The organism is Hyphomicrobium methylovorum (assembly GCF_013626205.1).
Lineage (GTDB): Bacteria > Pseudomonadota > Alphaproteobacteria > Rhizobiales > Hyphomicrobiaceae > Hyphomicrobium_B > Hyphomicrobium_B methylovorum.
The window spans coordinates 1-16,750 of the sequence record NZ_QHJE01000001.1; the positions used below are offsets into that span (position 1 = coordinate 1).

Consider the following 16,750-nt stretch of genomic DNA (forward strand, 5'->3'; position numbering starts at 1 on the left):
CTACGGTGCTTACGGTCACCTCGACCTGAACCTTTCCGGCATCGACTCGAACAACACGTACTACATCAAGGCTGGTATCCGTCAGCGTTGGAACCCGCTCGGTCACACCGTTCTCTACGGTGAGTACCTGAGCGCCGAAAACAATCTCGGTGTGAACGTGGACAGCGGCGGTAGCTTTGATGGTCGCTTTATCGGCACCACGGGCGTTGATGTCTGGGGTCTTGGTGTTGTTCAGGAAATCGACGCTGCTGCTATGTCGATCTGGCTCAAGTATCGCCATCTTGATGCAGACGCGGTGGATGAAGATTTTGGTCGTCTGCCGACCGACAACTTCCAGTACGTTGGTTTCGGTGCTCTGATCAACTTCTGATCTGAAGCCACAGCCAAGAATTGCGAGAAGCCGTCCTTCGGGACGGCTTTTTCGTTTTGCGGGAATGCCGTGACACCAAGCCTGCGTTGTTCCAGGCCTGCGATCCGCTAAACTCGGGTTATGTTCGAGACATTCTTTTCAGAGTTGCGTGCGGCCAAGCTGCCGGTAACGCTCAAAGAGTACCTGCTCTTGCTGGAGGCCGTCGGATCCGGCGTCGCCGGACGGCGTGTCGAAGATTTTTATTATCTCGCACGCGCGACGCTCGTGAAGGACGAGCGTAATCTCGATCGTTTCGATCAGGTGTTCGCGCACGTCTTCAAAGGCATCGAGATGTCTTCGGAGACGCTTGAAACGGAAATTCCTGAGGAATGGCTCCGTCGCATCAGCACGCTGCATCTCAGTGAGGAAGACAAAGCGAAGATCGCTGAACTCGGCGGTTGGGACAAGATCATGGAGGAACTGAAGAAGCGCCTCGCCGAACAGAAGGAACGCCACCAGGGCGGTAACAAGTGGATCGGAACGGGCGGCACATCACCGTTCGGTGCTTACGGTTACAACCCCGCGGGCATTCGTATCGGTCAGCACGAAAGCCGGCATCGCCGCGCTATCAAGGTTTGGGATAAACGCGAGTTCAAGGACCTTGCAGGCACCTCCGAAGTCGGCACGCGCAACATCAAAGTTGCATTGAGAAAGCTTCGTCAGTTTGCGCGTACGGGAGCTGCATCGGAACTCGATCTCGACGGCACGATCCGGGGCACGGCGGAGAACGGCTATCTCGACATTCGGATGCGCGCGGAGAAACACAACACCGTCAAGCTGCTGATGTTCTTCGACGTCGGCGGGTCGATGGACGATCACATCAAAGAGGTCGAAGAACTGTTCTCCGCGGTGCGCACGGAATTCAAACATCTCGAGTACTTCTACTTTCACAACTGCCTTTACGAGGGCGTGTGGCAGGACAATTCCCGGCGCTGGACCGACAAGATTCCAACGTGGCAGGTGCTCAATACCTACGGCGCGGATTATAAGGTGATCTTCATCGGCGACGCGTCGATGAGCCCGTATGAAATCAGTATGCCGGGCGGTTCCGTCGAGCACATGAACGAAGAGCCGGGTGCTCTCTGGCTGTCGCGCATGCTTGAGACTTACAAACACGCGATCTGGCTCAATCCGCTCAACGAAGCTCACTGGGGCTGGACGCCGTCCGTCGGCATGGTGCGGCGGCTCTTCAATGGGCGAATGTATCCACTGACGCTCGACGGTCTGGATGCTGCAATGCGGGAACTGATGCGCTGACGGGCGCCCGCTGAGCGCCGCGTTTTCCCCATCTGGTGTGCTCTATCTGATGCTTATGGCATCGATCATCCCCGCAAAACCGAGCCCGCACAGTTGACCGTTTCGGCGGTGTCGGTCATCTGATAGGAAGGGTTGGGGAACTCGGGCACGCCTATGCACATCAAGCAGATCGTATTCGTGGCAATTTCGGCCGTCAGCCTCGCTGGCTGCGGCGCTAGTTTGTCGGGTCCGACAACGGGTTCGCTATTTGGTGCGAAGCCTGCGCCAACGGCGGCGAATGATTCGCTTTCCCGCACGATGGGTGTGGCCGCGACCTCTGCACGCGCAGTTCGGTGCGGTTATAATTTCGATCCGGCGAAGTTGCGCAGCCAGTACCTGGCTAGCGAAACGGCCGCCAACCCCGCCGATGCAGAGAAGCTGGGGCAAGTCTACGATACGGCGTTCCGGGGTGTCGCGAAAGCGGTCGCCGAAAACGGCGCCGACTACTGCACGGCCCAAAAGACTGCCGGCATCAAGGTTGCCCTCAATCGCCATCTCGCGGGTGACTATACGCCAGCGCCGCCTGAGGTCGTACAGGAAGATGGCATATTCGGTAGCTGGGGTAGCAGCGGTGGTGGAACCTCATCGTCCAACCAGGGCGCTAATATGCAAGACATCTACGCCCACTAACGTTGCCGTTATCGTGAGATTTGCGGCATAAACTCCCTCAGTGTGCTCGGGGACGATTGTTTCGTGCAGCAAATTCTCTGGGCTGAAATTCTTTTCAAAGCGATTGGCGGCGCGATCATGATCTTCGCGCCGGTAACCGCTATCCGTCTCGCCGGATTCGCTCGACCGGTTTCCAGCTTCGGCCCTCGCCTCCTCGGCGCAGTTTTTCTGGGCGTTGGCGTGGGTATTTGGATTGGCCTGCAGTTTCCGACCGCACGCGGCGCAATCGGCCCTGCCGGATTGGTGCCGATCAATCTCATGGCCGCAGGCGCACTTTCCTATCACCTCATTCTTGGAAGCGCGGCTCCGTCGCGCCGGGGCAAATTCGTCGTCATTTTGCTGACGATTGCGTTTCTTGGCTTTGGGTTTCTCGAAATCGCACACGTTTAAGAGTCGATTTACGATGCCATCGTAACGCTCGAATAATCATTGCGGGATAGAAGCTTAGCGACAGGTTGCGGCCCTGGCCGCGCATCACATTCCGCAAAGGCCCACATGGACGCCGCCGCTCGCCTCCTTCCATCGCATAGCGTTGCGCCACCCGCGCCGATGCCAAAGCAAGCGCGATTGACGGCGAACGACTTTCCCGACGTTACATTTCGCATCGTCACCGAACGCGCGGATTTTGATGCGCTGGAGAGCGAATGGAATGCACTCTTTGATCGGGCTGCACGCTCCATTCACGTCTTCCAAACTTTCAATTTCTGCTGGCATTGGGCGAACCACTATCTCAAGCCCCGCCCGGACGGCCCCTCCTCCCGGCTTTCGATCGTTACGGCTCACCGCGCGGGGCGGCTTATCCTGGTTTGGCCGCTGGTGTCCGAACGCGTTCGCGGCGTAACGCAGACGTATTGGATGGGCGAACCGCTCGCTCAGTACGGCGACGCCTTGGTCGACAACGAAGGCGATGCCGACGCGCTCCTGCAGGCTTCCTATGATTTTCTGAAAGCACAACTTGCGTCAGACTTGTTGCGTCTCAGACGTGTGCGCGCTGATGCCAACGTTGCGGGCATTCTAGCCGACAGCGGCGCACATGCCGCAGATCACCAGATCGCTCCGTATATGGATCTCTCCAGCGCACCAAACTTTGCGGCCTTTGAAGAACGCTTTAGCAGCAAGGCTCGCCGAAATCGCAAGCGCCTCGCGCGGCGTCTCGAGGACAAAGGACAGGTTGCGTTCTTACGTCTTCGCGGCGGTGAAGCAGCGGGCGATCTTGCGCAGCGCGCGATTGCACTGAAGTCCGCTTGGTTGAAAGATCGCGGTCTCGTCTCCAACGCTTTTTCCGACGCGCGCGCCTCCAGCGTGTTTGCAGATCTCGCCAAGGGATTTGCCAAACCTGCGGGCTGTATTGTTTCGGCGTTGACCGTCGACGGCGAATGCGCGGCTCTCGATATTGCATTTGCCTGCAAAGGCCGCCTGGCCGTGCATGTGATGGCGTTCAATCTTGAATTCGAGAAGTCCGGCGTTGGCGTGCTTCTTCTCGAACACGGCCTGAAGGATGCCTACACCGAGCAAATCGCAAGTTACGACCTGATGGCGCCGGGGGACGCTTATAAGCTCGATTGGTGCGACCGGTCGGAGGACGTAATCGATTGGGTGCAGCCGCTCAATGCGAAGGGCTACGCGTATTCGCGGGTTTATCTCGGCTTTTTGCGCACCCGGCTTAAAGCGTGGCTGAAGGCGCTGCCGCAGCCGATGCGCCGGTTCATGCGCAAGGACATGCAGACCGGCGCCAACAATTCCGCTTCGTGATCGTCGCTTATTTTACGCCGAGCTTTTTCTGCAGGCTCGAAGACGACGTCGTATACTGAAACATCAGCTTCTTGTCGGGATAGACGATGTGATGCGCGGCCTGCGCCATCAGCGCGGCCTCGTGGAATCCGGACAGAATGAGCTTCAGTTTACCGGGATACCAATTGATATCGCCGATTGCGAAGATGCCCTTTTCGCTCGTTTCAAAGCGTTCGGTATCAACGGGAACAAGATTTTCGCGAAGGTTCAATCCCCAATCCGCGACCGGCCCGAGTTTCATCGTCAGGCCGAAGAACGGAAGCATCGCATTGGCCGGTAGCTTCTCGACGCCGTTCGCCGTCTTGACGTTGAGCGCAGAGAGTTGCCCGTCCTCACCTTCGAGACTCGTCACCTGACCGATCATCAGGCGCACGTTTCCTTCCTGCACGAGTTTACGCATCTTCTCGACGGAATGCGGTGCGGCGCGGAATTCATCGCGACGATGGATGAGCGTCAGGCTCTTTGCGAGCGGCTGGAGGTTGAGTGTCCAATCGAGCGCGCTATCGCCGCCGCCGACGATGACGACATCGCGTCCGCGCATCGTTTCCATTTTGCGGATGGAATAGAAGACCGACTTTCCTTCGTAGGCTTCGATACCGTCGAGCGGGGGGCGTTTCGGCGTGAACGATCCACCGCCAGCGGCGATGACGACGGTCTTCGTCAGAAACTCGGTGCCAGCATCAGTCGTTACGCGAAAGCGTCCGTCGGCTTCGCGCTTCAGTCCATCAATGCGCTCATTGAAGTGGAATGTCGGAGAAAACGGCTTGATCTGCTCCATCAAGCGATCCGTCAACTCCTGGCCCGTGACAGTCGGCAGAGCGGGAACGTCGTAGATCGGCTTTTCCGGATAAAGCTCCGTACACTGCCCACCCGGACGATCGAGGATATCGACGACGTGTGCCTTGATGTCGAGCAAGCCGAGTTCGAAGACCGCGAAAAGACCACACGGCCCAGCGCCGACGATGACCGCATCGGCGTCAATCGGTTCAGACACATCATTTGCCGAATCCGGCGGGCTCTTTGTATTCATTTCCGTCTCGATTTCGTTCGTTATCAGAACTGCTTCTCGGGCACTCGCACGACGAGGCCGTCAAGCGCGTCGGTGATCTTGATCTGGCACGACAACCGGCTTCCTTCTCTGACGTCGAAGGCGAAGTCCAGCATGTCCTCTTCCATGTCCGCAGGTGCGCCCGTCTTCTCGCGCCAGCTATCGTCAACGTAGACATGGCAGGTTGCGCAGGCGCAAGCGCCGCCGCATTCGGCATCAATTCCGGGAATGTCATTCAGCTTGGCAGCCTCCATGACGGTCAGGCCATTTTCCGCCTCCACCGTCTGGCTTTCGCCGTCCGGCTGGATGAACGTGATTTTAGTCATGATCTATTGTGCGTCCTGTATTTTCCAGGGAGCCAGTGCCACCGGACTTCGAAGGGTTGTGCAGTTATCTAGCGCGCACAATTAGATTGCCGTTGCTGGCATTTCAAGCCGGACAGCCCTCAACTGCGTCCGTTTGAACGGCCTTTCAACGACCTTGGTATGTGTTCTCTATGAATGTTCGGGCCTCTGCCGCCGCGGCTTCGAGCTGTAGCAGGGCATCGTCCTTCGCCGCCTGATCCGGGCTTGCGGCAAGGCTTTCCGCCATCTGAGCGATGTCGGCCAGACGCGCGGCACCGACGGCGCGGCTTGAGCCTTTCAGCGTGTGGGCCGCGATTTTCCAATCGCGCTCGCTTGTGGCGGCCTTGAGCAACGCCATCGTCTCGGGCAGTTGCGTGAGAAAAAGGCCGAGGATTTCCTTCTCCAACGCCTGATCGCCGAACGTGTAGCGACGCAAATGCTCGAAATCTATTGGATCAGTTGAATGCACGGTTCCTTCCGGCGCAGCCTTGCTGCGGCTCTATCTCGTTGTCGAAACGCCGACGATGCCCTGACTTTTCTCGGTACACGGGCACCTGCTGTCGGACGTTGCATCATCTGTCGCGGCCAAGTTTTCCCCAGACTTTCGCACGTTGAAAATAACTCCCGGTAAAGGCCGACCCGACTTTTTCGTCGCCGTCCGATACGCGCCGATGACTCGCAATTCTCGCGTGTATTCCGCATTTTACGCCCGCGGCCGCCGCAATGCCGCCGTAAACGGTGGACGAGTTTCTAAGCCCTTGTGATGCATAGGCATTTCTTATGGTTACGCGTTGCTTTCCAATTTGCGCCCAATTGAAAGTCCTATAGGGTGGGAAGATTATCCGGCAGGTCCGCGCGCACGGACCGATGTGGGACGCCGGTGTGAGTGGGGGACGGTGCGCAATGTCGCAAGACCAGATTACGAAGCTCATGGCGATCGCGGGCCGAACCGCCGCTACCGAGCCGAGCCTTGGATCAGTAACGCCTGAGAACCCGGAGCCGGGCCCAGCTCTTCCGCCTCCCCTGCTCGGCGCCGAAGTGCGGCAGCCGGCAATTGCTGAAACCCCAGCTCCTGTTGATGACGCGCCTTCGCGTCGTGTTGCGCGGCGCCGTCCGGCTGGTCCCGTTCGCGGAAAGATCGCTGCCAACGATGACGTGCCGAGCATCGGCGGCCTCATCTACGCGCTTGAACAGAAGCCATCGAGCAAGGTCTTCCGTCTCGCAACGATCGGCAGCATTGTTTGGGCCATCGGTGGACTTGCCGTCGGCGCTATGACGCTGGCGCCCGAGTGGCAGGCAGGAACTTCATTCTCCGCGCTCCTCGTCCATCCGACGACGTTTTACACGCTGACCGCAATCATCGCGCCGGTGGGCATCATCTGGATGCTGGCGCTGTTGAGCTGGCACATCGCTTCGCTGGCGCTCAAGTCTTCGACAATGAGCGAAGTTGCGATCCGTCTTGCTGAGCCGGATCGTACGGCGGAACAATCGATCGCAAGTCTCGGACAGGCGGTGCGGCGGCAAGTATCGTTCATGAACGATGCCGTATCGCGCGCGCTCGGACGTGCGGGCGAGCTCGAAGCGCTGGTTCACAACCACGTGGCGGAACTCGAACGCTCGTATGAGCAGAACGAGCAGCGCATTCGCGATCTCATCAAGGAACTGAGCGGCGAGCGGCACGCGCTGGTCAACACCTCGACAAGCGTTACCGACACGCTGAAGACTCTCGGCACGGAAATCCCGGCGCTGATCGAACGGCTCTCGACGCAGCAAGTCACGCTCTCCGGGATCATCGCCGGGGCTGGAGAAAACCTCGCCAACCTCGAAGGTTCGCTCGCGACGGCCACGGGCAAATTCGAAGGCGCTGTCGGTGCGCGGACGCAGCAGCTTCAGTCCGTTTTGGAAGATTACACGACGGCGTTCGCGACGGCTCTCGGTACGCGTACCGAGCAGATGCGCCTTACGTTCGACGACTACATGCAGACTCTCGACACGACGCTCGGTAATCGCACCGAGAACTTGCAGACAGTCTTTGAAGAATACGGCCGCGCCCTCGATACGACGCTCTCGAACCGCGCGCAGGCTCTCGATATCCAACTCGTTGAACGCACCCGTTCGCTCGATGAAGCGTTCCAGAAGCGCCTCGAGCTGTTTGACGATCAGATCGTGCGTTCGACATCGGCGATCGATGCGGCGGTGAGCGAAAAGGCATCGCTGCTGACGAACGCATTGGAGCTGCACGCGAGCACGTTCCGCGAAACGATTTCGCGGCAGGCCGCTGATCTCGACGACTCCGTTATGAACGGCATCAGCGCGGTACGGCGGACCAGCGAAAACATCACGCGCCAGACGATGAAGGCGATCGACGGTCTCGCGAAGCAATCCGGCGCGCTTCAGAACGTTGCCGAAAATCTGTTCTCGCAAATTCACGGCGTCACCGATCGCTTTGAAAGCCACGGCGAGCAGATCCTCAAGGCAGCGAACGTTCTCGATACGGCGAACGTGCGTATTGAATCGACGCTGTCTTCGCGGCACGCCGAGATCAGCCAGACGCTCGATCGGTTTTCCGGCAAGGCCGACGAATTCGGGCGCACGCTTGCGGGCTATTCGACCGATCTCGAAGGATCGCTTTCCAATATCGAGATCAAGGCGCGCGCCATTGCGGAAGAGCTGCGCGACGGCGCGACGAGCCGTTCGCGTGCACTTATGGCGGAACTCGAACGCGTCAAGACGGAAACCGAAGCCGAGAGCAGCCGCGCATTGTCAGATTTGCGCACGCGCTTCCAAAGCGTCTCCGGCGAACTGACACGCGAGTTCGAAGAGCTTTCCGGCCAACTGTCGTCGGCTTCGGAAGAGACACGTCAACGAGCAGCGGAAGCTGCCGCGACGCTTGCCCGCGAACAAGCGCGTATTCGCGAAGAAGCTGCACGCTTCCCCTCCTCCACGCGTGAAACAGCGGAATCCATGCGTCGCGCGCTGCAGGATCAGTTGCGTGCCGTCGAACAGCTCACGCAAATTTCGCAGCGTGCAAACTCGCCGCGCGATGTGATGCGTCCTGAGATGCCCAAAGCCGCGCGACCGCCAATGTCGTTGACGTCTGCGCTGACTCAGCAGGAGACGCCGTCGAGCCGTGGCAAGGGTGCAGGTTCCACCGATGCTCGCGAGGGCTGGTCGCTGGGTGACCTTCTTGCGCGTGCTTCGCACGAGGATGCGGCGCATGCCGCCCACAATCCGCAGCCGCCTCCTCAGGCCCCGCGCCAAGCTCCGCCTGCAAGCAGCCCGGCGCGCCTCGACATCGCGACGATCGCAAGAGCGCTCGATCCGGCAACGGCGTCGGCGATCTGGAGCCGTATTCGCGCTGGCCAACGCCAAGTCATGGTGCGCAGCATCTACGCACCTGAGGCGCGCGCACTGTTCGATCAAATCGCAAGCCGAATTCGCTCTGACGGCGAACTCGAGCAATCGATCTTCCGCTACCTCTCGGACTTCGAGCGCATCATCAAGGATGCGGAGATGCGCGATCCCAGCGGACGGACCGCGCAGGGCCACCTCGTTTCCGATACCGGGCGCGTCTATCTCTTCCTCGCGCACGCCGCGGGCCGCATCCGCTAATCACCTTCGAGCTCCGTGCTGGCTGTTCAGCCCGCGCGGACGCCACTATCCGATCTCCATCGAGTGGATTGATCTGCGATGCCTGTTCTGCTCGACGTCCGAAGCGAGGTCTGGCCGCTCAAGGAGCGCTTTAGCATCTCTCGCGGCGCGAAGACCGCTGCTGAAGTCGTCGTCGTCTCGTTGGGCGACGGCGCGCATCGCGGGCGCGGAGAGTCCGTGCCCTACGCGCGATATGGCGAAAGCGTTGCGGGTGTCATCGATGATATTCGCCGCGTCGCTGGCAATCTGACAACCCGCGTGGCGCTGCTCGATCTTCTTCCGCCCGGTGCCGCGAGGAATGCTCTCGACTGTGCGCTGTGGGATCTCGATTGCAAACGAACCGGGCAACGGGCAGCGGCGCTCGCGAACCTGCCCCAACCGGCCGACGTTTTAACGGCCTACACGATCAGCCTGGCTACGCCCGAACAAATGGCTGAAAAGGCACTTGCCGTTTCCAATCTTCCGCTGCTGAAACTTAAGCTCGGCGGCGACGGCGATGGAGTTCGGATGCGCGCTGTTCGTGCAGCCCGTCCGGATGCTCGCCTTCTTGTCGATGCCAACGAGGCCTGGTCCGCAACGGATCTCGCGGCTCTGATCGCCGATGCTTCCGACTGCGGGATCGAAGTCATCGAACAGCCGTTACCCGCGCAAGCGGACGATGCGCTGAAGGACGTCGAGCACCTCGTCCCGATCTGCGCTGACGAAAGCGTTCACACGAGCGCCGATCTCGACCGGATTTCTTCTCTCTACGATGCGGTCAATATCAAGCTCGATAAGGCCGGCGGACTGACCGGCGCCCTCGACCTCTTGCAGCAAGCTCGCGGACGCGGGCTGAAAATCATGATCGGTTCGATGGTCGCGACGTCGCTCGCTGTTGCACCGGCGTTGCTTCTTGCGCCGCATGCCGATTGGGTCGACTTGGACGGGCCGCTTCTGCTCGGCGCGGATCGCGAGTTCGGTGTCTTAATCGAAAACGGACGTATTTTTCCGCCGCCGCCTGAGCTTTGGGGCTAACGCGCTTCCGTTTCAGATTTCGGTGGCCGCTTCCCTCATCGGCGTCGGGCGTATCAGTTTCAGCGCGGCAACGAGTGCGATGACCGCAAATCCTGCCATGGCCAGATACGATAGCGCGCCCACTTCCGTGTAAGCAAAGCCCGCGATGAGTGTGGTCACTCCCATTGCGACACCCGATGAAACCGTGGCGTAAAGCGCTTGAGCGCTGCCCGCCTTCCGGTGTGGAACCTTTTCGCGGATGTAGTGCATCGCACCGAGGTGCGTAGCGCCATAGGTTATGGCGTGCAGCAACTGCAGCGGCACAAGAAGCGCGAGCGACGGCTCGAATGCGAGCGCGAGCCAGCGGACAACGGAAATACCAGCGCCCATCGCAAGTAACCGCGCCGCGCCAAACGCCTCGCACACGCGGGTCGAGACGGAAAACAGCAGGACCTCTGCCAGAACTCCGATGGCCCATAGCGCGCCGCACGATACGGACGATATTCCGTTCTTCTCCCAGATGAGCGTACCGAATGTGAAAAGCGTTGCGTGCGCAGCCTGCGTAAGCCCGGCCGCAATGAGGAACGTCCGAAACTCGGGATTGGCCAGAAGCTCTCGCGGTTCGGCCGCGTGCCAAAGCGGTGTGTGTTGAGCCGCAGCCTCTTCAGGTACTGCGCCGTCACTCTTCGGTAGCCAATGCGCGGCCGCGATGGTCAGAACCCCACCCAACGCGATGAGCCAGATGCCGATGCCGCGCCCGGCAGCCGTCAGCACTGCGCCGCCTATGAAGCTCGCGGCGATGAAACTCAGCGAGCCCCAGAGACGCATGCGGCCGTAGTCCAGCCCCCGCGTTCGCGCTCCCTGCATAGCGATGGTTTCGATCAGCGGAATGATTGTCGAGTTGCAGATCGTCAACAGAACGGCAAAGAGCAAGATCGGCCAGAACGCGTCCGAGACCGTCAACGCCAGCGCGAAGCAGAGCCCCGCCCATGCCAGCGCGATCAGGTATCTGCGGTGCGTGTGGTTTCGGTCGGCCGCCATTGCGACCGGCGGGGTTACGAACGCGCGAAGGAACAGCGGCGCGGCCATGATAAAGCTGATCTCGCCCGCGCTCAGACCTTTCCAGTCGAGCCAAACCGGCATGAACGGCAGGTACATGCCATAGACGACGAAGATGGCGCCGTAGAACACGGCCACCCGTAGCGCGAAGCCACTTCTACTCTCTGCGTCTGACGTCATCCGGACCGATCCCGACGGTTAACACGCGGCGAAGATGTACCTGCCCGATGCGCAATTGCTACGAAAGGCACTCATCCGCCCCCGAGCAGAGGGTTACGCCGCTCGGCGTCTCGCCGGATACATCGAATCGCATATTCAAAGGAGTCTAGCGCGGAGCACACAATGTCATCGCATTCAGCCTCCAGACCGTCCGCGGAGTCGATCGACGCCGAATATCGCGCCATTGAGCTGACGCTGCTCGAGACCGCGCGTGGACGCTGGTTTCTGGCCGAACATGGACGCCGAGCACGGCGCCTGGACAGCATCCTGCTTGAAGATGCCATTCGGCGGCTACAGCAGTCGCTGCGCGAACCGCCTGCTCTTCTTGGATTGCTCAAGGCTGAAATTGAAACGCTGAAGGTTGCGCTGGCGGACACGCGCGCACGACTTATGGCCCGGCCGACAGTCGATGAAAGCATCGTACCCACACACGCGATCCTGAAGGCTGCGGAAGACGTTCACGAAGTTGCCTGGGCGCTGCAGGCGAACCCGTTCGATCCCAAGGGTTGCGAAGAGATCGCGCGTCATGCCGGCAAGCTCTACGCTATGAGCCAGACGCACGCTGCCCACTCCCAGCGGACGCTCGATGCGACGTCCACGCTCGACGCCGCTGCTGCGAAGCTCGAAGGCATCCTGGAAAGCGTGCTGCACGAGTTGCAGGTCGATAGCGAAATCTAGCTTATCAAGCCACCGCATTGCGCATTCATGCAGGCGGCGAACCGCCCGCGAACGCGCTGCTGCATCCGTCTACCAGCGCGTGCGCAGACCGACCGACAGCAAGTCCGCCGAGCCTTCGATCGTGCCGGTGATTGGCCCTTGGTCGATAGCAAATGGCGACGCTGGAGAGCGTGAGAACGACTCGTCCGCGACGAAGATATGGCTGTAGGCTACGTCCACAGTGATCGAATCCGACCACTGATAGCTGGCGCCGACGCTCAGCCAGACCCGATCCGCGTCCGGGATATTCGTCATGCGCTTCTCAGGCGAATCCGCCGGTGAGATTTCGTAGGAAACACCCGTGCGCAGCGTCAGGAATGGCGAATAGTCGTATTCGCCGCCGATGGCGAACATCCAGCCATCGTTCCAGTTTGCCGGAACAACAAGCGCACCACCAATCGGCGCCAAACCAGGGCTGGTGAGCGTCAATTGTTCGAAGCGGCTCCAGTTCGACCACTGAACCGATCCCAACAGGCGCATCGTCGGCGTGATTTCCTGCCGCAAGCTCAGCGTAACGATGTCAGGGAGATCGATCGAACCAACAGCGCTTGCGCGCCCTACGATCGGCTGATCCAGATTGCCATCAAAATCATGGCTCATGCGCGAACGATAGCCGAGGCCAATCGTCGTGCCGCGCGCCGGTTCCAGCATGATGCCGGCCGTTGCGCCGAAGGCCCAGTCGTCGCCCTTGAACTGGGCATTGCCGAAACCGCCGCCGACTTCGTCAAAGCGCAGTTTCGCGCGCGCCCATTCGATCTGGATGCCCGCACCGATGGTGATGCCAGGGGCGATCCGATAGGCAATGGTGGGATTGGCGTTGACGGTCGTCAGTTTGGTCGTCTGGCCGAGAACGGACCCCGCGTAGGTCGTGTCGCTTGGCTTTGTTGCAAGGCCGAACGGCGCGTTAATCGCCATGCCCAGCCAGAGATCCTTGGAAAACTGATAAGTGCCGTAGCTTGAGCTCGTCACCGCATCGATGCCGATCTCGCCGCTGTCGCGACCAAAAACGGTCGGCGAATTGACGTGCACATCGCCCGACGGGAGGACCAGGATGTAAGAGGATTCCGTGTTGAGGCCGGAGTACTGTGCCGTTGCGGCCGGGTTCCAGAACATCGAGCCGATGCTGCCGCCCGCGGCGTTACCGGCCGATGACGAGCCCATGAACACGGTAGACTGCTGCTGGATATCAAAGCCGCCAGCCATCGCCGAAGGCGCTGCCGCGCTGAGCGCTATTACGCTTGCGCCGACCAATTGCGTAAGCCCCGCCGCGCGCATCTGAATTCGCATCGTAGATCTGCCCCCGTCGGTGCCGCCTCTGCACCTCGCCGATTCTGCCACAATACGTCGGCAGAGGCTTGTCTCCACGCTAATTTCGAACAGCTAACATGCACTTACAGCAAGTTAGAGAAAGCGTGTGCTCGATTGGCAACAAAAAACCGGCCCGCCGTAGCGGACCGGTTTTTGCCAAGCTCGGCTTTTCACAAAATCGAGCTTGGCGCTCCCCCCGGAGATGTTTACCGGCGCGTGTGCCGGAGCCGCGCGCACAGTGCCAAAGTCGCATGCCGCCCGCAAGCACGGAAACGTTTGCTCCCCAACGTCGTGGTGCTGCAGATGCGCCCTCGCAACAGATCTCGTCCGTATGCGCCGCAATATGCGCGCGCAAGTCGGATTTGCGTCATTTCCGTGAAGCGAAGTGATGATCGAGGGGGCCGTGCCCGTGGCCGATTTTCCGTTCTGCTCCGGAAACAAGTGCGTTCCAGACGAAGGATTTCGCATCCGAGACAGCGTCGTATGGCTCTCGCCCCATGGCGATGCCAGCGGCAATCGCCGCAGACAGCGTGCAACCCGTGCCGTGGGTGTTCGACGTTTCGACCCTTGGCCGGGTTAGAATGTGGTGATCGGAGCCGTCGAAAAAGACGTCGATGGCCTCGTCTCCGATGGCGTGCCCGCCCTTCAGCAAAATCGCGGCGCATCCGAGTTGCATGAGCTTTTCAGCCTGCTCGCGCATCTCCTCGGTGGACGTCGCGGGTGAGCAGCCCAGCAGCGTCGCCGCCTCGGGAATATTCGGTGTGATAAGCGTGGCGCGGGGGATCAGAACGGTGCGGACCGCTTCGACCGCCGATGGAGGCAGCAGGACGTCTCCGCTGGTCGCGACCATCACGGGATCGACGATAACAGGAAGTCCCGGCTTTTCGCCGAGCAAACGGGCGACCGCTTCAACCGTCGCGGCATCCCCGAGCATGCCGGTCTTTATCGCGGAGACGCTGAGGTCAGAGACGACAGCGTGAAACTGATCCGCGATGAATTCGACCGGAATGGAGAAGATGCCGGTGACGCCGCGGGTATTCTGCGCCGTCAACGCCGTGATGACAGAGGCCCCGTAAACGCCGAACGCGGAGAACGTTTTGAGATCGGCTTGAATGCCCGCGCCGCCCGACGGATCGGAGCCCGCAATGGTCATTGCAATCGGGGGCGTGGCGGCGCTCACTCGAGGATCTCTCGATCGGTTGATTACTGCGTGCCCTGCTTCAGAATTTCGCTACCGAGATCAGCGGGCGTCAGCATTGTTTCAATTGCTGCAAGACCGGGGAAGTTTTCAAGCATCCATTGGCCAAACCAGTTCTGCGCACCGAATACGAAGAGCAATCCCGTGACGACAAGCAGCGCGCCCATTACCTTTTCGAACAGTCCGAAGTACTTCTTGAAGCGCTTCATGAATCCGAGAAATGGCCGGATGGCGATGGCTGCAAGAACGAACGGGATGCCGAGCCCGAGCGAGTAAGCGAGCAGCAGGCGAACTCCCGACCACAGACTGGATTCGCTTGCCGCCACTGTCAGCACCGTTGCGAGAACGGGGCCGATGCAGGGTGTCCATCCGAAGGCGAATGCCAAACCCATGACATAGGCGCCAAAGAGGCTCGCGTCTTCACGCGCTGTCGCGTATCGCGCTTCGCTGTAGAGCAGCGGGATGCGCAAAATGCCGAGGAAGTGCAAGCCGAACAGAACGATGACGACGCCTGCGACGGTGCCGAGCAAGGATTTGTAGGTGAGAAGCACCTGACCGATGGTGCTGGCGCCTGCACCAAGCGCCACGAACACGGTCGTGAAGCCCAATACGAAAACAATCGACGCTGTTACGACGCGCGCCCAGACGCGCCGATCGATCTCGTCTTCGCCGGTGAGCTGATCCAGTGTCGTGCCGCCGATATAGCCGAGATACGGCGGTACCAACGGAAGAACGCAAGGCGAGAGGAAACTTGCCAAGCCTGCAAGAGCAACACCGATGTAGATGTGCGCGTCCGCAAACATTCGATCACGTCACTTTCTGGGACCAACGTGTCCCCAATGCCGGCATCAGCGCGCGAGAGCCGACACACCCGGCAAATCGCGGCCTTCGAGCCATTCGAGAAACGCCCCGCCAGCAGTCGAGACATAGGTGAATTCGTCGGTGACATTCGCCGCGTTCAACGCTGCGACCGTATCTCCGCCGCCTGCTACCGATACGAGCTTTCCGGATTTAGTCAAATTAGCGGCCGCGCGCGCAAGCGTAAAAGTACCCTCACCGAACGGAGCGATTTCAAACGCGCCAAGCGGACCATTCCAAAGCAACGTGTGGGTTGATGCGAGCAACGCCGTCAATTCCGCGACGGATTTGGGACCGACATCGAGGATCATTGCATCTGCCGGGACCTGGTCGATTGCAACGACTTCACTCGCTGCGCCTTCCTTGAACTCTCGCGCGATAACCGCATCGACCGGCAGAACGATCTCGCATCCTTTTGCCTTGGCTTCCGCCATGATCTCGCGCGCGGTCTTTTGGAAATCGGGCTCGGCCAACGATTTACCGACGGCCGTTCCGTTCGCCTGCAGGAATGTGTTGGCCATGCCGCCGCCGATGATCAGGCGATCGACTTTCGCGACCAAATTCGTCAGCACAGGGATCTTCGTTGAAACCTTGGCGCCGCCGACGACTGCAGCGGTCGGGCGTTGCGGCTTCTCCAACGCAGTGCGCAGCGCATTGATCTCTTCCATCAGCAGCGGGCCTGCATAGGACGGAAGATGATGCGTGATGCCTTCTGTCGAGGCGTGTGCTCGATGTGCGCACGAAAATGCGTCGCCAACGAAGATATCGCCTTGTTTGGCAAGCTCGGAGGCAAATGCGGGATCGTTCTTTTCTTCGCCCTTATGGAACCGAAGATTTTCAAGCAGCGCTACGCCGCCGTTCGCCAATGCGCCAACGACGTTTGATGCTTCCTCTCCGATGCAATCGGCAGCAAAGGCCACTGGGCGTCCCAGCGCGGTCTCTAGTGCGGCTGCGATGGGCCGAAGGGATAGTTCGGCGTCCGGTCCTTTCGGCCGTCCGAAGTGCGAGATGACGATCACCTTTGCACCGCGTTCCGCAAGCGCGCGAATGCCGGGCACGACGCGTTCGAGGCGCGTTGCGTCCGTCACCTTTCCGTCTCTAACCGGCACATTGAGATCGGCGCGCACCAGCACGCGCTTGCCTGTGACGTCAAGGGCGTCCGTCGTCTTCAATTTATCGAGGTTCATTCG

15 protein-coding genes and 1 pseudogene are annotated in these 16,750 nt (G+C 60.1%); 8 read left to right on the top strand and 8 right to left on the bottom strand.

The genetic code is table 11. From position 1 onward, the window contains the following. The 5 genes and pseudogenes from DLM45_RS00005 to DLM45_RS00025 form a co-directional block, all read left to right on the top strand. Window positions 1-370 (top strand): annotated as a pseudogene (locus DLM45_RS00005) (porin); the annotation flags it as partial. A gap of 120 nt (window positions 371-490) precedes the next feature. Then, complete coding sequence (locus tag DLM45_RS00010; RefSeq protein WP_181334967.1) at window positions 491-1,666, top strand: vWA domain-containing protein; 1,176 nt, start codon at window positions 491-493, stop codon at window positions 1,664-1,666. 153 nt (window positions 1,667-1,819) lie between these two features. Then, complete coding sequence (locus DLM45_RS00015) at window positions 1,820-2,335, top strand: hypothetical protein (RefSeq protein ID WP_181334968.1); 516 nt, start codon at window positions 1,820-1,822, stop codon at window positions 2,333-2,335. Window positions 2,336-2,398: 63 nt separating this feature from the next. Continuing rightward, window positions 2,399-2,764: an ABC transporter permease gene (locus tag DLM45_RS00020; RefSeq protein ID WP_181334969.1), complete on the top strand. Its 366-nt coding sequence runs from the start codon at window positions 2,399-2,401 to the stop codon at window positions 2,762-2,764. A 105-nt stretch (window positions 2,765-2,869) separates the two neighbouring features. Continuing rightward, window positions 2,870-4,126 carry a GNAT family N-acetyltransferase gene (locus tag DLM45_RS00025; protein ID WP_181334970.1) on the top strand — a complete coding sequence of 419 codons (1,257 nt, stop codon included), beginning with the start codon at window positions 2,870-2,872 and terminating at the stop codon, window positions 4,124-4,126. 7 nt (window positions 4,127-4,133) lie between these two features. On the opposite strand, the gene DLM45_RS00030 is transcribed toward DLM45_RS00025, so the two are convergent. From DLM45_RS00030 to DLM45_RS00040, 3 genes are all read right to left on the bottom strand, one after another. Beyond that, window positions 4,134-5,195, bottom strand: coding sequence for an NAD(P)/FAD-dependent oxidoreductase (locus tag DLM45_RS00030; RefSeq protein ID WP_181334971.1), 1,062 nt, complete (start codon window positions 5,193-5,195; stop codon window positions 4,134-4,136). Between the two features lie 23 nt (window positions 5,196-5,218). Then, on the bottom strand, window positions 5,219-5,539 hold the full coding sequence (locus tag DLM45_RS00035; protein WP_181334972.1) for a 2Fe-2S iron-sulfur cluster-binding protein: 321 nt from the start codon (window positions 5,537-5,539) through the stop codon (window positions 5,219-5,221). A gap of 145 nt (window positions 5,540-5,684) precedes the next feature. Next, window positions 5,685-6,026, bottom strand: coding sequence for an Hpt domain-containing protein (locus tag DLM45_RS00040; RefSeq protein WP_181334973.1), 342 nt, complete (start codon window positions 6,024-6,026; stop codon window positions 5,685-5,687). 434 nt (window positions 6,027-6,460) lie between these two features. Here DLM45_RS00040 and DLM45_RS00045 point away from each other — a divergent pair, with 434 nt between their 5' ends. After that, the gene (locus DLM45_RS00045; RefSeq protein WP_181334974.1) at window positions 6,461-9,169 is read left to right on the top strand and encodes a coiled-coil domain-containing protein; all 2,709 of its coding nucleotides are present in this window, start codon (window positions 6,461-6,463) and stop codon (window positions 9,167-9,169) included. 78 nt (window positions 9,170-9,247) lie between these two features. After that, complete coding sequence (dgcA, locus tag DLM45_RS00050; RefSeq protein ID WP_181334975.1) at window positions 9,248-10,222, top strand: N-acetyl-D-Glu racemase DgcA; 975 nt, start codon at window positions 9,248-9,250, stop codon at window positions 10,220-10,222. Window positions 10,223-10,234: 12 nt separating this feature from the next. Here the strand turns inward: dgcA and DLM45_RS00055 are convergent, their stop codons facing one another. Continuing rightward, complete coding sequence (locus DLM45_RS00055) at window positions 10,235-11,440, bottom strand: MFS transporter (protein WP_181334976.1); 1,206 nt, start codon at window positions 11,438-11,440, stop codon at window positions 10,235-10,237. Window positions 11,441-11,602: 162 nt separating this feature from the next. On the opposite strand from DLM45_RS00055, the gene DLM45_RS00060 reads away from it, so the two are divergent. After that, entirely contained in the window at window positions 11,603-12,157 is a 555-nt protein-coding gene (locus tag DLM45_RS00060) for a hypothetical protein (protein ID WP_181334977.1), read from the top strand. 69 nt (window positions 12,158-12,226) lie between these two features. On the opposite strand, the gene DLM45_RS00065 is transcribed toward DLM45_RS00060, so the two are convergent. From DLM45_RS00065 to DLM45_RS00080, 4 genes are all read right to left on the bottom strand, one after another. Then, a complete protein-coding gene (locus tag DLM45_RS00065) occupies window positions 12,227-13,483 on the bottom strand; it encodes an OmpP1/FadL family transporter (RefSeq protein WP_181334978.1) in 1,257 nt (418 codons plus the stop codon). Between the two features lie 388 nt (window positions 13,484-13,871). Then, complete coding sequence (thiD, locus tag DLM45_RS00070; RefSeq protein WP_181338126.1) at window positions 13,872-14,657, bottom strand: bifunctional hydroxymethylpyrimidine kinase/phosphomethylpyrimidine kinase; 786 nt, start codon at window positions 14,655-14,657, stop codon at window positions 13,872-13,874. A gap of 50 nt (window positions 14,658-14,707) precedes the next feature. Then, window positions 14,708-15,505 (bottom strand): cytochrome c biogenesis CcdA family protein, encoded by a 798-nt coding sequence (locus tag DLM45_RS00075; protein ID WP_181334979.1) that lies wholly within the window; start codon window positions 15,503-15,505, stop codon window positions 14,708-14,710. A gap of 45 nt (window positions 15,506-15,550) precedes the next feature. Continuing rightward, entirely contained in the window at window positions 15,551-16,747 is a 1,197-nt protein-coding gene (locus DLM45_RS00080) for a phosphoglycerate kinase (protein WP_181334980.1), read from the bottom strand. Between the last annotated feature and the right edge of the window lie 3 nt (window positions 16,748-16,750).